Origin of the sequence: Telluribacter roseus, assembly GCF_017355915.2 — a bacterium.
Lineage (GTDB): Bacteria > Bacteroidota > Bacteroidia > Cytophagales > Spirosomataceae > Telluribacter.
In genome coordinates, this window is record NZ_JAFEUV020000003.1 from 576,674 (window position 1) to 590,967 (window position 14,294).

Below are 14,294 nucleotides of genomic sequence, written 5' to 3' on the forward strand. Positions count from 1 at the left end.
CTTACAGAAGTGACTGGTACAATTGGTAATACTGCTCCGCTATGACTTTTTCGGCGTAGGTACTTAGTACCTTCTGCCGCGCATTGGCTGATAGCACCCCTTCCTGATTATGATCCAGCACCCACCGGATGCCCTCCGCAATAGACTTGGCGGAGCGGTAGTCGGCCAGGTAGCCGTTGCGCTGGTGGTCGATCATTTCGGGTATACCACCCACCTCAAAACCCACTACCGGAGTACCACAGGCAAATGATTCCATGATAGTATTGGGCAGGTTTTCTTCCAGTGATGGCGTCACGAACATCGAAGCCGCGTTGTAGGCCAGCGCAATCTTCTTCGGGTCCGACAGGTGTCCCAGCTGGTGCGCCCGCAGGGGTAGTTTATTGACCATATCAGGGGCAGCCTGTCCGAATACCAGCAGCTCTACCTTGTCGTGCAGCTCGGGCTGGCGCTTGAGCAGGATTTGCAGGGCCTCTTCAAAGTAGGGGAATCCCTTCCCAATGGCATTGACCCGCATGGCCGCAAAGAGTACCAGTTCCTTGTCAGTAGGCAGGCCTAGCTGCTGGCGGGCCTGCTCTTTGGGTACGGGAGCAAATAGTTCGGTATCAATGGGGTTGTTGATGGTCTGGGTGCGGAAGCCCTGCAGCAGGCTGCTCTTTCGGGCGCGGCCTTCGAGCCAGCGGCTGCAGGTAACGGCTACGAAGGGTGTACCTTGGTAAGCATCCTTCTTGGCTAGCCAGCGGCGGTGTGATATATCGTTAGAACCCGGATTTCGCACAAACTTACAGTGTCCGCACTCCTGCTGGTAGCCTTCGTGATCGCCGCTATGGTGGCACCCGCCCGTAAACGCCCACATGTCATGGAAGGTCCAGACGATGGGCTTGCCCAGGGCAAAAAGCTTCTTGAGGGTACTAGTTGATTGAAAACCAAAGTTGACCCAGTGCAGGTGGATCAGGTCGGCCTGCTGCACCAGCGGATGCTCGCTGACATCAGTACCTACCTGCCCCAGGTTGAAAAGGAAGCGTACCGCTTTGGAGCGCTCATGGGGCAGAAACAGCAGTCGCTCTGCTACGAAGCGTCCCCAGGCCAGCCGCTTCTGCCACGCATTCCGGGCGATGGAGGTGATGTATTCTTCGTTGGAATTCTTCTCCTGTACCAGCATATGGCCCTCTACACCGTGGTAGTGTTCAAGGGCTTTCAGAATACGACGGCAAGCTATGGCCGCGCCTCCTCCCGTGTCGCTGGTATTCAGGTACACTACTTTCATACGCGGGCCGTCAGGATGATGTAGGGCGAAAACAGCCGGGTTTCGATGGGTACGAGTTTGAAGAGTACCTTCAGAGGGAACCAGAGCGCCTTCATGAATACCTTTACCCAGGCCGGCTGGCTGGCTAAATTCTCCAGCCACAGCATAAAGCGCCCGTTGTACTGCACATCAATATCGTGTAGCCCCAGCGAGAGACACACGTTGCGCAGGTAATCCAGGTCCATACACCCGATGTTGTGCTTGGCGTAGTTTTCCGGATCAAACGTCCGCTGAAACCAGCCGTTCAATCCCCGGAAGTTAGGTAGGGTAATGAACAGGGTACCGTTGGCCGGCAGGAACTGCACGTGCTTCTGTATAATATCGGCTGTGTCATTGAAGTGCTCGATCAGCCCATTGGACACGACCAGGTCGTACTTATGAGCAGGAGTATAGTCAAACAGATCGGCTTCGATGGTATCTACGGAGCCATGTGGCAGTCCATTCACCTGCTCGAGCTGGTGCAGGATCCGCTCGTGGATCACGAAGTCGAGCAGGGTACTTTGTATCTTATGGTTCTTTTTGACCCACACCGAATAGTAGCCCGGAAAGCCACCGATTTCCAGAAACGAACGGGTATTGTACTTGAGGAGCAGTGAGCTGATATGGGATATAAAGGGGTAGCTCTGGCTGACCGGAAAGGCCAGGTTTTGCTTGCTTTCCCAGTAGTTGAGCCAGAACTGTTTATCCGTTAGTTGATTGGAATCCATCTCATGAATTTTTTACGAAACTACAACTTTTCTGTTGGAGACGGTAGTGGTACAGGGGGCTATCACTTTCAGAAAGGCCGAATTCCGTACTTCAGCCAGTTTTTGATCCGGAGGCGAAAGGGGAGCCGATAGTACCTGCCAAAGGCCTCTATGACCCGTACGTCGGGCGGCAGGTCGGCGGGCATGGCTAGTTTTTTCTCTTCCAGCTCACTGCCGTAGGCTTCGGTAGCAAAGGTAAAGTTGGTGCCGCTGCCGTCGGTACCTATGTTCCGGATCTTGGAGCGTACGGGGTAGAGTCCATACGCGCCCTGGCGGGTCTGGCTCCAGGTCCAGCGAACGGCCCATGAGCTGATCACGCCGCGCTGCTGCTTTACCAGCATGGGCCACAGGTCCTCTCCGCCCGCTGTGAGACGCTGGCGAAGCTGTTTATTAGTCAGTAGACTCTCAAAGTCACGTACCTGCCAGTCGGCCTGCTGCCAGCGATCGCGCCAGGTACCCCAGCCCCAGGAACTGGCGCGCGGCGCCAGGTACAGGTCGTGGGGATAATCTTTGGGTAGCTGTACGGGTGGAGCGTAGCCCGTAACAGAAAATATGTCGGGTCGGCTGCGGTAGGTGAGGAGCGCCTCATTCATATACTCCAGAAAATCGGTAGTACATACCATGTCATCTTCCAGCACTATTACCCGCTCGTACTGATCCAGTACCTGGCTTACTCCTTCAATGACCGAAGTGGCCAGGCCCCGATTAACCTCCGATAGTACTATCTCTACCTCTTTGAAGCCACCAACCGTAGCCAGGTACGCTCTGACCTCCCGAACGGCTAGCTCGTCCGTATCCTTACGGGCTCCGTCTGAGAATACAATCAGGCGGCTGCGCCGGGCCAGCGGATTCTGCTGCAGGGCCTGGATGGTCTGCTGCAGGTGCCACGGACGGTTGTAACAAAACACGACCACGGGTGCTATGTCAGGTACAGGGCTCATGACCGGCTCTTGTGTAAGGTACTTAGTGCTACTTCTTTGACTTTTCGAAAGGCCGTACTTATATCCTCCGATACATTCCAGAACAGAATGCCTCCGCCAAACAGCACGGTGATAAGTACCGAGCGTATAGCAATATCCAGCAGGATCGGGACCAGCTCACGGGTAGCCGGAGCCGGGATCAACTGCAGCACCCCGTAGGTAACCAGGATCAGGACAATAACCTTCAGGGTACCTGCGGTAAAAGGCTGGATGTGCATCTTTTGCTGGATAAACAGCAGCTTCAGAATATTATAGACCAGAGTCGACAGGAAGGCCGCCGCCGCCGCTCCGTTATACCCAAAGCGGGGGATCAGGAACAGGTTACTCACCAGCAGCAGGCCCGTAAACAGGAGTATAAATACAATATCGTAGCGGTAGTACTTGGAGTTGACGAGTATTTCGGAGTTGAGGCCGGTCATCATGTCTACCACGCGCCCCAGCCCGATCAGGAGTACCACCCACTTACCCTGCGCGTAGATGTCGGACTTCGGTATCAGCGTAAAGATGGAGTCAATGTTCCCCCAGATACCCAGCAGCAGGAATGATCCGATAATGAACAGGTTGAGCGAGGATTTCTTATAGATGGTCTCGATGTGCCGGATGTCATTGCGCTGATACGCCTCCGAGATAATGGGCGCACTGATCATGACAATACTGTTACGCGGAATACCTATCACCAGCGCGATACGCGAAGCAATGTCAAAAATGGCCGTATTGCCCAGGCCCCCTTCAAACCCCGGCAGGAGTACCTTTTCTATATGAGGTAGGAGGGCAGCACTGGCTCCGCCCAGCAGTACCCACAGGCCATAGCGGTACATTTCCTTGAAGGCCGGGTGACGCACAAAGCCAAAATCGAGGCGCTTGTACAGACGCCCCTGCCGGTGGATGTAGTACAGCATAAACAGGATGGCCAGCGCATAACTCACAATGGTCATGGACACCATCTGATCAAAGGTGATGAAGTGGTAGCCAAACAGCAGGATGATCACGCTATTGAAGAGGCGAAGACCTACCTCGCGTATGAGCGAAGGAACGGCTATGCGCAGGCTAATGCGGGAATATGCTTCCAGCACCGACAGGTATACCATACCTATCGTAAGGGGAATAAAGACGTAGTAGTACCGGACCAGCAGCGGCGAGTGGTCCAGGTAAAAGTCCAGGTACAGGGGCTTAAAAAGGAGGTATAGCAGCACAAAGGCCGATAGCCCTACCAGCGGAGTCACGAGCAGAAAGGTAAAAAGCTGCCGACGGGCCGCATCATCCTGAAACTGGCTGTGAAAGCGTACCGCTACCGAAGGTACCCCCAGCAGCGCCAACGACATGTAGATTATAGGGAACGTGAGTAGGGTAGAGGCGTACAAACCCAGCTGTTCCTGACTTAGGAAGCGGTTGTACAGGATCAGCATATTAAACATGCCGATCAGTACTCCCATGTACGTAACAATCGAACTCTTAAACCCCTGCCGGATGATAATCCCCATTGAAACTCTCGCTCATTATAAATAGAGAACGAAATAAGCTAAAAACTGCAAGTTAGCCTAATCACGAAGAGGAATGTTGAGTGGGGCTCTGTACCGTATAGTCACGCTTCGGACGTACTACATGTACTAAACTTCCCGTAGGAGTATACTCTCTCTGGGGCACCCATAAGTACCTTTGCCCTCCCGGACTACTGGCTACTGTACGGTTGGCCCGGCTGGATATGTACTTATCAGGGGCTCTTTATAGGGCGATTTGCCTTAATGTAGGACTGAAGAATGACTCTACTACTTTATCATATAGGGTAGGAGTAGGGAAGGAGAGTACACACTCATGAGCCGGGATAAGATTGGGCTTGAGGTCTTCATAGAGCGTAGCAATTACTTCCGGACAAAGCTTGCTTTTTAACTCCTCAATCTTTTGCAGCAGGCGGTCTATGTTCTTCTTGTTTTTCCCCCAATCGATTAGCTGTCCACCGGTACATTCACTGATCAGTCGTATGGATTGCCCCTCGGCCAGGACCTTTATCTCCTCATTCCACGAATCCTCGGAAGACTTGGTAAATGCCAAAAAACCTGACTCACTTTTGTAACCGATATACCAGTCGAGCTTTTTTACTGCCTCCAGAGCTAGCGCCAGGAAGTACTCGTTAGGCATAGTAGCAAGTTGTATTTTTTCAGTATGTCTTGGGGGTGCGCCAATGGCCATAGGTCCGGTACTTTTAGAATGGTATGGTAAGTTTACGAGTATGTTAGCATACAGTGTTAACTCCAAAAGTAGAGGATTGATGTAAAAAACAACGGTTATATAAAAAATTTTATTAAACGGTCTTTATCCATCATCCTTATGGCAATATCTGCTGAATAAATACAATTTTTAGTGAAGTAGTGGTTACTTAATATATAGTTCATATCTAGTTAAAAGTATAGACTGGTAGTCTATGCCACCTGCGGAATGGGTGGTTACAAGTGGTATTGCAGGGTAATAGTACCCCCTATCGGTTTATAACATTTACCACAATGGGATCAGTAATGGCCTGATCAATCTGCCGGATGATTTGCTGGTCAGGGGCTCCGTTATGTACATAGTAGCGGTACTTGCCCTGGTAACTACCTCCGGGCGCTATATAGAATGCCTCGTCCACCATGGGTGAGTAGCACCAGTAGGGCATATCGGGGTGTACCCGTATGGCCTGCGGATACCGATAGTTGGATGGAAAACCGAATACAGTAAGTCCGGTCATTTTACCGTCTACCACACCTGAGGCATCTACCCAGCGGGCGTGGGTATGGTTGGCATCGGCGAGGGACTTGTTCTGGTCGGTCAGGATCTGCCAGCGGTTGGTGTAGTGCGCAGAGTCGGTGCGGTTCCACTCCCGGCTCCCCCGGAAGGCCATGCCTCCGTAGGTGTACTTATTGATGTGCAGGGTATCTTTGGAGGTATTGGTCTGCTGTTGTTCAATGTCAAACAGGAAGTAGTCCGTAAAAGGATACACCGTGACAGTCCAGGTCTCGCGTAGTACTTCTCCAAACTCCAGGCTCTTATAACGCAGTTCTGTCTGTAGCCGGGCCGCCACCGGCCCCTGCTGGGTGTCCAGTACCCGTACGTGCTCGATGGTGCCTTTCTTCAGGTGCTGGTTCCAGAAGTCTACAAAGCTGTTTCTGAAGGTAGTATTGACCCAGGCAGCAAACAGAGCGTGCTGGTGCGTGTGACCCACCGGAAAATCATCCGTCAGTACCTGACCCTCCGGGCTGTAGAGGGGGTGAATAAATCCGCTGCGGCTGTAGTGGCTGGGAGTATTGGCAGGCAGCGCTTCCTGCGCCTGATAGAAAAAAACGGGCTTCTCACCGACCCGCACCTGTATTCCCTCCGGCTTCTTTTCGATGCGAAGGGCATTTTTGGCAGGAGTCGCCGCCTGGCCGGTGCTCAGGTGGTATACTACCTTACTACCGGCCGGTAAGGAGTCCAGAATAAAGTATAGGGTAGTAGCATCAACGGCCTGGGCCGGGAGCTTTTTCTTTGAGCCGGGCTTCTGCAGGTAGTAGGCTTTGGTGGGAGTGAGAGGTTTATTTACTCTTATCTGGACCGGCGTTTGGTACCGGTCATGATTGCCAGCCTGGATCTCCAGTACAGCAACCTGGGCCGAAAGAGGTGTAGTAGCAGCGAACAGCAGGAAAAGGATCAGGTTTTTCATGGGATGTTGGGGCAGTAACTATAGAGTCGTATATATAAGTAGGAGAGGTGGTAGTTCTATCCTTTATTACCTGTCAGCAATAGTAAATGGGGACAGGTACCTGGTGGGTAGTCCGAAAGATGGGTACGGAAGCGGGATTTTTAGGGAGCATCAGGAACAATAGCCGGATATATAGTTAGGTACATTGTAGTAGATAGGACGATATTTTTTCAAATGTACCTGATGAGGTAGTACAGGTACCCCTGAAAAAACTATTCTATATTTGTACAAACCACTCAACCACCAAGTACCCTTGAAAATACTGAATATAGTAGGAGCCCGTCCTAATTTTATGAAGGTCGCTCCCCTGCACCGCGCTTTTTCAAAGTACCCCGACATTGAATCCAAAGTCATCCACACCGGCCAGCACTACGATGCCCGGATGTCGGATGTGTTTTTCAACCAACTCGAGCTCCCACAGCCACACTACTTCCTGGGCATAGGCGGAGGTACCCACACCCAGCAAACGGCCAAGATCATGCTCGAATTTGAGCCCATACTGGTTGCCGAAAAGCCCGATGCCGTACTGGTAGTTGGCGATGTGAACTCGACCATCGCCTGTGCGCTGGTGGCCGTAAAGGAGGGTATACCCGTACTGCACGTAGAGGCGGGGCTACGCAGCGGCGACCGCCGGATGCCCGAAGAGATCAACCGTATCCTGACCGACAGCATATCAGACTACCTGTTCGTAACGGAGCAGGCGGGGCTGGATAATCTGAAGCGGGAGAATGTACCGGACCAGAAGGTCCACTTCGTGGGTAATGTTATGATAGACTCGCTGGTCCATTACCGGCAAAAGGCTCAGCAACTGGATCTGCTAAGAAGTATTAATGTAGCGCCTGCCTCGTACGTACTTATGACTATGCACCGCCCGGCCAATGTTGACAATGAGCAGGGCCTGCGCAGTATTGTACAGATAGCCCGTAACACGGCTCAGCACCGGAAGGTACTGTTCCCGATCCACCCGCGTACGCTGAGCAACATGGACAAGTACGGCCTGAAGGCAGAGCTGGAAGCCATACCCCAGGTGCAGTTGATGGAGCCCCAGGGGTACCTTGAGTTCCTGCACCTGATGGAAAGCGCCGCACTCATTATTACCGATTCGGGAGGTATACAGGAGGAGACTACCTACCTGCAGGTACCCTGCCTGACGTTCCGTGACACTACCGAGCGCCCCGTCACGGTAGAGATCGGTACTAACTACCTCCTGCGCGACCTCAATCCGGATACGGTGGAGCAGCATGTGCAGGCCATTCTGGACGGGAAGGCCAAGCAGGGGCAGGTACCACCACTATGGGATGGACGGGCTGCCGAGCGCATCGTAACTATTATTCACGAAAAGCTAATGTAATCTGAAGCCGATTCCTAATTTTGTCTTTTGTAAACACAAGTCGTGAAAAAGATAAAACTACAGGTTTGGTCCTTGCTCAACTCGCTGGGACTGGGCGGAATCGTACAGCTCTTTCTGGAAGGAGCCCTCAAGAACTATGGCTGGTTCAGGAGCTATCATACCAAGCAGTCGGTGGATGCCGAGGGGCAGCCCATTCCCTGGTACAACTACTCGTTTATATTCTTTCTGGAGCCTCGTCTGAAGCCCCACTTTGAGGTTTTTGAGTATGGCTCGGGCTACTCTACCCGCTGGTACGCCAGGCGGGTTAAAGGCATAACGGCGGTAGAGCACGATGAAGGATGGGTAGAGCAGGTAGCTCCCCAGCTTCCAGCCAATGCTAGGGTACTGTACCGGGCGCTGGATGAGGGCGAAGCTTATACAGGCGCCGTGGCCGAAGCCAGCCAGAAGTACCACATCGTCATAGTAGATGGTCGTCGTCGGGTCCAATGTATACGCCGGGGCGTGGAGTATCTGACGCCGGATGGAGTACTAATCCTGGACAACTCAGAGCGGGATTTTTATCAGGAGGGTATCCGGCTTCTTAAAGAAAAAGGCTTCCGCCAGCTCGAGATACGTGGCATGGTACCTATTACAAGCCACGACTCCTGCACCAGCGTCTTTTACCGGGAGAGCAATTGCCTGGATATCTAATCCTTAAAATTCCTTGCAGTAGGTTATTTTTGGGGAGCAGGTACCTCCCAGCCGCTCTTTGAACCGGGCCAGGCCTGGCTTGGGCTGTCCGTGGTGATCAAGGGATGTGCCCAAGTCGAGTACTTCTATGTCTTCGCTCTGGCAGTAGCTGTATAGCATCTCATTGAGCAAAACAGTAGGGCTGTACGTACGGTAGAGCAGGTTGTCAGCCGGCAGAAAGTTGTACAGCACGCCCTGGCTTACCCGTATGGCTACGGTCATCGCGGCTATGGTTTCTCCATCAAACACGCCAAAGACAAGTACTTCAGAAGGAAACGTATCCAGCAAGTCCCGGAGCTTCCGGTAGCTTAGTGTCAGCGGATATCCCTGCTGCTGACGACTTTTTTCCAGGAAATGGTACGCAAGCTCCGGCTCCGGATTGTACCAGGGCCGGGCTACCAGACCTGCCCGCTGGCACTTGCGTAGCCTTCTTCGCTCAGCCGCCGCCAGTAGCTCTACAAAGGGTTGCTCACTTACGTTGATATGATGGTTGTTGTGCTCGTACAGGGGCCGGTACCCCGCCGCTATATATGACTGATGTAGTACCTCATGCTGTGCGGGCTGGTAAGCCGCCGGGGCCGTTTTGATCGTGATCCCCTTTAGCTGTTGCGCCTGTGCCCATTCAGCCACACACTCGAGCAGGTAGGCCAGTGCCTGAGGGGGCGTATGGCCGGCACACTGGATACCACCAAACGGAGCCATAGGAGGCGACCATAGCTGAGCTTCTCTGTCCTGTGCTACATGTATAAGCGCTAATGACTCACCGGTAAGGTGGTCCAGGAGGTAAAAAGTATATAGTAGTGCGGTGGCTTGGGTACCCAGGTGGTCTGGTCGGTTGTACAGGTAAAGCTCGAACTGGCAGCCCTCCAGTGGAAACCAGGAATTCCGTCGGGGGGAAGTAGTCTGGTAAAGCAGTACCTCATACCGAGGCGCCGTCCAATGGCCTACTACATTCCTGAGCTCTGTATGAAGGATCATGTATTAAAGGTAGTGAAGAACTTGCTGTACATCTATCTGTTTTGCTTATAGATGTAGTATGTAAGATACGGTTAGAGCCAATCGGGAAGTGGCAGGACTACAACGGCTTGCTCTGCTTTTGAGCAGGTCTTAACTATACTCTCTTCTGATTAGCAATATTATGATTATGTAAACTTATATTGATGTCGCAGCCTTTGCACCATCCACAATATTCCCCATCTATGTGTATAAAGTTCTACAAAGACCCTACACATAGCTTTCTGGTAAGAGTAGAAAGCCTACCAGGTGATACTTTATTTATTATAAATAATCATTCCTTTATTTGCATATTTTGCACTATATTTAAGAAAGGTTATAGCTTGGATTTATAATATGCAATCTTTTTCATGTTATATTGAATGCTAGTATATCCGACTTCCAAATAGATAGTATTACCAGAAAAACGTGTTCCAGTAGCCTGTGTAAGTGCAACTGTAGCAGGAGATAGCACCTGCCTTTGCCACAAAAAGTACGTGCAGGAATAGCTACGCCAGTGCGAAACGAAAGAGAGGAAGCCTAAAGTATGTAGGGCAGCTCTCTTAAGTAACATGGAGAGAAGTAGTTTTTGTACTGATGGCACATTTTTATACTAAATCCACTATTGTTTGATTTTGCCGCCATACTTCATAGTTTTGTCGGGCATAGAATCAGGCACTTTCTAAACCAATCCTCATTTTAGGTGAAAATACTAGGTATCTCAGCTTTCTACCACGACTCCGCAGCAGCTCTTATTGATAATGGTGAAATAGTGGCAGCCGCCCAGGAGGAACGATTCACACGTAAAAAACATGATCCGGGTTTTCCTTCCAATGCCGTAAATTTCTGTCTTGAATACGGTGGGATCAACCTCAATCAACTGGACGCCATTGTATTCTATGACAAGCCGTTGCTCAAGTTTGAGCGCCTGCTCGAAACCTACTATGCCTTTGCTCCAAAGGGTATACGTTCGTTTATAACGGCTATGCCCGTGTGGATCAAGGAGAAAATGTTTCTTAAGCGGCTTATCAATGAGGAGCTTGTGAAGTTGGGATACGATAAGAAAAAGCCGGTTAAAATCCTTTTCCCAGAGCACCACCTCTCGCACGCGGCCAGTGCTTACTATCCTTCATCCTATGATAAAGCAGCTATCCTTACTGTAGATGGGGTAGGTGAGTGGGCTACGGCTTCGATTTGCCTCGGTGAAGGAAAGGATCTGAGTATATTGAAAGAGCTTCGCTTCCCTCATTCACTTGGACTACTCTATTCAGCCTTCACCTACTTCCTGGGCTTCCGGGTCAACTCGGGTGAGTACAAGCTGATGGGATTGGCTCCTTACGGTAACCCTACATCACCGGAAGTAGATCGCTACGTAGATATTATACTGAAAGAACTGGTTGATCTGAAAGAAGATGGATCGGTATGGCTTGATCAGGAGTACTTTGACTACGCCACCGGCCTCAAAATGGTCAACGAGCATAAATGGGAGCAGCTGTTCGGCTTCAAAAAGCGGAATCCTGAAGATAGCCTCGAACCAGAACACTGTAATCTGGGACTAGCCATCCAGCGCGTCACTGAGGAGGCCGTAGTACGCATGGCCAAAGAAGCCAAGCGCCTCACCGGAGCTGACTACCTGTGTATGGCCGGAGGAGTAGCCCTTAACTGCGTGGCTAACGGGAAGCTACAGAAAGAAAACATCTTCAAGGAGGTATTTATACAACCAGCCGCCGGTGATGCGGGTGGTGCTCTCGGAGCTGCCCTGGCAGCTTATCATATCTATTTCGGGCAGGAGCGTACCGTATCGTGGAAGCCTGACGCCATGCGAGGATCTTACCTGGGGCCCACTTTCTCGGACCTGGATGTAGAGCTGACCGCCAAGAAGTACCAGGCGGTATATACGCACTACGAGAACTTTAAGGATCTGAGCCAGGATGTGGCCCGTCTGCTGGCCGAGGGCAATGTCGTAGGCTGGGTACAGGGACGTATGGAGTTTGGTCCGCGCGCTCTGGGTGGACGTAGTATCCTGGGTGACCCGCGTAACGCTGAAATGCAGAAAAAGCTGAACCTTAAGATTAAGTACCGCGAGTCGTTCCGTCCGTTTGCCCCTTCGGTACTGGCCGAAAACTGCTCGGAGTACTTCGATTACGAAGGCATATCGCCTTATATGCTACTGGTACACCCGGTAGCCGAAAGCCGCCGGAAGCCACTGCCTGCCAACTACGATTCCATGGATGTGCGCGATAAGCTTTACTACCTGCGCTCCGACCTGCCTTCGATCACGCACATTGACTACTCAGCACGTATCCAGACGGTACACAAAGAAACCAACCCGCGCTACTACGAGCTCATTGACTCATTTAAGCAGCTAACGGGCTACGGTGTTATCGTAAATACCAGCTTCAACGTACGCGGAGAGCCTATCGTATGTACTCCGAATGACGCCTACCGTTGCTTTATGCGTACCGAAATGGACTACCTGGTTGTGGGGAATTACGTATTTGATAAGAAAAAACAACCTGAATGGCAGGAGAAAGATAACTGGCAGGAAGAGTTTGTATTGGATTAATATACTATCATCTAATGATCGGGCCTGAGCCAGGGCCAACCGCTAAGAACTACGAGTCCCTAGAGATACAATGACCTCCAAAATTGTTACAAGCCTGGTACGACTATGCCTTTTGGGTGTACTATTTGTCTTTCTGTTTTATCCTGACCGCTTCCAGATTGAATTTGAGTACCCCGGAGCGCCTCTGGTCGACAGCTTCACACTGCGGCTGGCTAAGACCGTGTTCTGGCTGTTACTCATCATCGAAATCCTCCGTATATTTTATTACGGAGTGGTTAAGAGCAAATCCAAAAGCGTACTGGCTAATATTGTAACGTTTGTAGTTCCGCTGGCGGTCCTACTGATATTCCTGGAAGTTGTTTTTATGTATGTACCCCAGAGTCACGAGGGGGTACTTTCGAAAGCCTCCCGTATATGGTGGGCCAAGTACTGGAAACCTATTAATTCACAGGGCTATCGGGATAAGGAAATTTCGTCGGATACTACCAAGACCAACGTATTGGTTATTGGTGATTCGTTTGCCGCCGGGCATGGGCTCGAAAATCTGAACGATCGCTTCTCTGACCAGCTGGAGCAAAAACTGGGTACTGACAAGTACGTGGTATATAACTTGGGAGTTTCGGGCTCCGATACGCGCGATGAGGCTAAGCGCCTGATGAAGTATCCGGTAAAGCCGGATGTTATTGTGCTGCAGTACTTCCCTAACGATGTTGAGAAGGTAGGCCGCGAGAAGGGGCTGTCTCTGACCGGAGCCGAACCCTACGGTGACCTCCGCGGACCGCTGGCTACTATTGTAAAAAGGTTTTATTTGCCCAACTTTGTATACTGGCAACTGCCTCATACATCGTTTAGTACATTTGAGCAGTTTGTAAAACAGGCCTATACAGATACTACCGTGCTGAACGCTCACCTGCGGGATCTGTCGCAGATGCTGGCTTACCGGGATAGTACAGGCGCTGACATGTACGCGGTGTTTGTTCCGTTCCTGTTTCAACTGGATAAAAGCGCTCAATACACAAAGCCTGTTGAGGATTTTTTGCGGTCGAAGGGAGTAAAAGTTGTAACTTTGACCGATGGAGTAAAGAATATACCTGAGAAAGAGCGAGTTGTAGGTAAGAATGACGGACATGCTGGTGCCCCTGTCAACGTACTGATGGCGGATAGGGTATACGAAGCAATGAGAAAGCAATAACAATATACTGTAGAGGTATTTGTTCCCACACAAGATGTAAAACTAAAACCGTACTGATAACTATGGATTTTCTGAATGACTTGTTTTCCTTCATGCGAGAGCGTAAAAAGTGGTGGCTTGCGCCGGTGATTGTGGTGTTGTTACTGATTGGTATCCTGATTGTGATTGGTGGCGGTTCGGCAGTAGCTCCGTTTATCTATACGTTGTTCTAATTGACTAAGATACAAGGTGACCAGCCCGGAGGGAAAAGCTCCGGGCCTATATTTCTACTACAAAATCCTTAAGCTAAAAGAATGACCGAAGCAGACAAAGCCAAAGCCCAGTTAGTGATTGTAACGGGCCTTGTGATCCTATACTTTATATTTGATGCACCTTTCCTGCTGTACGCAGCGGGCATCATCGGAGTACTGTGTATAGCTATCCCGGTGGTAGGTGACCTGATTGTTAAAGGCTGGTACAAAATAGCCGAGGTACTCGGAGCTATCAACGGACGTATTCTCCTATCCCTGGTCTTTTTTGTTATTCTTTTCCCGATAGCTCTGCTGTCACGGTTGGGAAAGAAGAACCCGCTGGCTCTTAAGCGTGAAAGCGAAAGATCCGTATTTGCAGAACGCAACCATCGCTACACCGCCAAAGATCTGGAGAACGTGTGGTAATAAGATACCATAAGTACTTATCAAAAAGGCTTTGATCTGCGGATCAAAGCCTTTTTGATTTTGCAC

At 50.8% G+C, this 14,294-nt stretch carries 13 protein-coding genes; 6 read left to right on the forward strand and 7 right to left on the reverse strand.

Annotated elements, in window-relative coordinates:
- Window position 1: 1 nt before the first annotated feature.
- The 6 genes from JTN23_RS08525 to JTN23_RS08550 all read right to left on the reverse strand — a co-directional run bounded on the left by JTN23_RS08525 (window position 2) and on the right by JTN23_RS08550 (window position 6,702).
- Entirely contained in the window at window positions 2-1,264 is a 1,263-nt protein-coding gene (locus JTN23_RS08525) for a glycosyltransferase (RefSeq protein WP_247233868.1), read from the reverse strand.
- Window positions 1,261-2,010: a class I SAM-dependent methyltransferase gene (locus tag JTN23_RS08530; RefSeq protein WP_247233871.1), complete on the reverse strand. Its 750-nt coding sequence runs from the start codon at window positions 2,008-2,010 to the stop codon at window positions 1,261-1,263. Before JTN23_RS08530 ends, JTN23_RS08525 begins: the two co-directional genes overlap by 4 nt.
- A gap of 68 nt (window positions 2,011-2,078) precedes the next feature.
- Window positions 2,079-2,990, reverse strand: a complete 912-nt coding sequence (locus JTN23_RS08535; protein WP_247233873.1) for a glycosyltransferase — start codon at window positions 2,988-2,990, stop codon at window positions 2,079-2,081.
- Entirely contained in the window at window positions 2,987-4,510 is a 1,524-nt protein-coding gene (locus JTN23_RS08540; protein WP_247233875.1) for a polysaccharide biosynthesis C-terminal domain-containing protein, read from the reverse strand. The genes JTN23_RS08535 and JTN23_RS08540 overlap by 4 nt, the downstream gene beginning before the upstream one ends.
- Window positions 4,511-4,751: 241 nt before the next feature.
- Entirely contained in the window at window positions 4,752-5,165 is a 414-nt protein-coding gene (locus tag JTN23_RS08545) for a hypothetical protein (protein WP_247233877.1), read from the reverse strand.
- A 337-nt stretch (window positions 5,166-5,502) separates the two neighbouring features.
- Entirely contained in the window at window positions 5,503-6,702 is a 1,200-nt protein-coding gene (locus tag JTN23_RS08550) for a DUF6807 domain-containing protein (RefSeq protein WP_247233879.1), read from the reverse strand.
- A gap of 292 nt (window positions 6,703-6,994) precedes the next feature.
- Between JTN23_RS08550 and wecB the strand changes: the two genes are divergently transcribed.
- Together wecB and JTN23_RS08560 are read left to right on the forward strand one after the other, a co-directional pair.
- A complete protein-coding gene (gene wecB / locus JTN23_RS08555) occupies window positions 6,995-8,092 on the forward strand; it encodes a non-hydrolyzing UDP-N-acetylglucosamine 2-epimerase (RefSeq protein WP_247233881.1) in 1,098 nt (365 codons plus the stop codon).
- Between the two features lie 42 nt (window positions 8,093-8,134).
- Entirely contained in the window at window positions 8,135-8,782 is a 648-nt protein-coding gene (locus JTN23_RS08560) for a class I SAM-dependent methyltransferase (RefSeq protein WP_247233883.1), read from the forward strand.
- 3 nt (window positions 8,783-8,785) lie between these two features.
- On the opposite strand, the gene JTN23_RS08565 is transcribed toward JTN23_RS08560, so the two are convergent.
- On the reverse strand, window positions 8,786-9,799 hold the full coding sequence (locus tag JTN23_RS08565; RefSeq protein WP_247233885.1) for a GNAT family N-acetyltransferase: 1,014 nt from the start codon (window positions 9,797-9,799) through the stop codon (window positions 8,786-8,788).
- Window positions 9,800-10,517: 718 nt separating this feature from the next.
- Between JTN23_RS08565 and JTN23_RS08570 the strand changes: the two genes are divergently transcribed.
- From JTN23_RS08570 to JTN23_RS08585, 4 genes are all read left to right on the forward strand, one after another.
- Entirely contained in the window at window positions 10,518-12,380 is a 1,863-nt protein-coding gene (locus tag JTN23_RS08570) for a carbamoyltransferase family protein (RefSeq protein WP_247233887.1), read from the forward strand.
- 70 nt (window positions 12,381-12,450) lie between these two features.
- Window positions 12,451-13,572, forward strand: coding sequence for an SGNH/GDSL hydrolase family protein (locus tag JTN23_RS08575; RefSeq protein ID WP_247233889.1), 1,122 nt, complete (start codon window positions 12,451-12,453; stop codon window positions 13,570-13,572).
- A 62-nt stretch (window positions 13,573-13,634) separates the two neighbouring features.
- Window positions 13,635-13,784 carry a DUF5989 family protein gene (locus JTN23_RS08580; protein WP_207509213.1) on the forward strand — a complete coding sequence of 50 codons (150 nt, stop codon included), beginning with the start codon at window positions 13,635-13,637 and terminating at the stop codon, window positions 13,782-13,784.
- Between the two features lie 81 nt (window positions 13,785-13,865).
- A complete protein-coding gene (locus JTN23_RS08585; protein WP_247233891.1) occupies window positions 13,866-14,228 on the forward strand; it encodes an SxtJ family membrane protein in 363 nt (120 codons plus the stop codon).
- Window positions 14,229-14,294: the final 66 nt, after the last annotated feature.

What these genes read in the sequence shown, in the direction of transcription:
- JTN23_RS08530 (WP_247233871.1), bottom strand. Translation starts at nt 2,010, where the DNA reads ATGGATTCCAATCAACTAACGGATAAACAGTTCTGGCTCAACTACTGG.
- JTN23_RS08540 (WP_247233875.1), bottom strand. Translation starts at nt 4,510, where the DNA reads ATGGGGATTATCATCCGGCAGGGGTTTAAGAGTTCGATTGTTACGTAC.
- JTN23_RS08535 (WP_247233873.1), bottom strand. Translation starts at nt 2,990, where the DNA reads ATGAGCCCTGTACCTGACATAGCACCCGTGGTCGTGTTTTGTTACAAC.
- JTN23_RS08580 (WP_207509213.1), top strand. Translation starts at nt 13,635, where the DNA reads ATGGATTTTCTGAATGACTTGTTTTCCTTCATGCGAGAGCGTAAAAAG.
- JTN23_RS08550 (WP_247233879.1), bottom strand. Translation starts at nt 6,702, where the DNA reads ATGAAAAACCTGATCCTTTTCCTGCTGTTCGCTGCTACTACACCTCTT.
- JTN23_RS08565 (WP_247233885.1), bottom strand. Translation starts at nt 9,799, where the DNA reads ATGATCCTTCATACAGAGCTCAGGAATGTAGTAGGCCATTGGACGGCG.
- JTN23_RS08585 (WP_247233891.1), top strand. Translation starts at nt 13,866, where the DNA reads ATGACCGAAGCAGACAAAGCCAAAGCCCAGTTAGTGATTGTAACGGGC.
- JTN23_RS08525 (WP_247233868.1), bottom strand. Translation starts at nt 1,264, where the DNA reads ATGAAAGTAGTGTACCTGAATACCAGCGACACGGGAGGAGGCGCGGCC.
- JTN23_RS08575 (WP_247233889.1), top strand. Translation starts at nt 12,451, where the DNA reads ATGACCTCCAAAATTGTTACAAGCCTGGTACGACTATGCCTTTTGGGT.
- JTN23_RS08545 (WP_247233877.1), bottom strand. Translation starts at nt 5,165, where the DNA reads ATGCCTAACGAGTACTTCCTGGCGCTAGCTCTGGAGGCAGTAAAAAAG.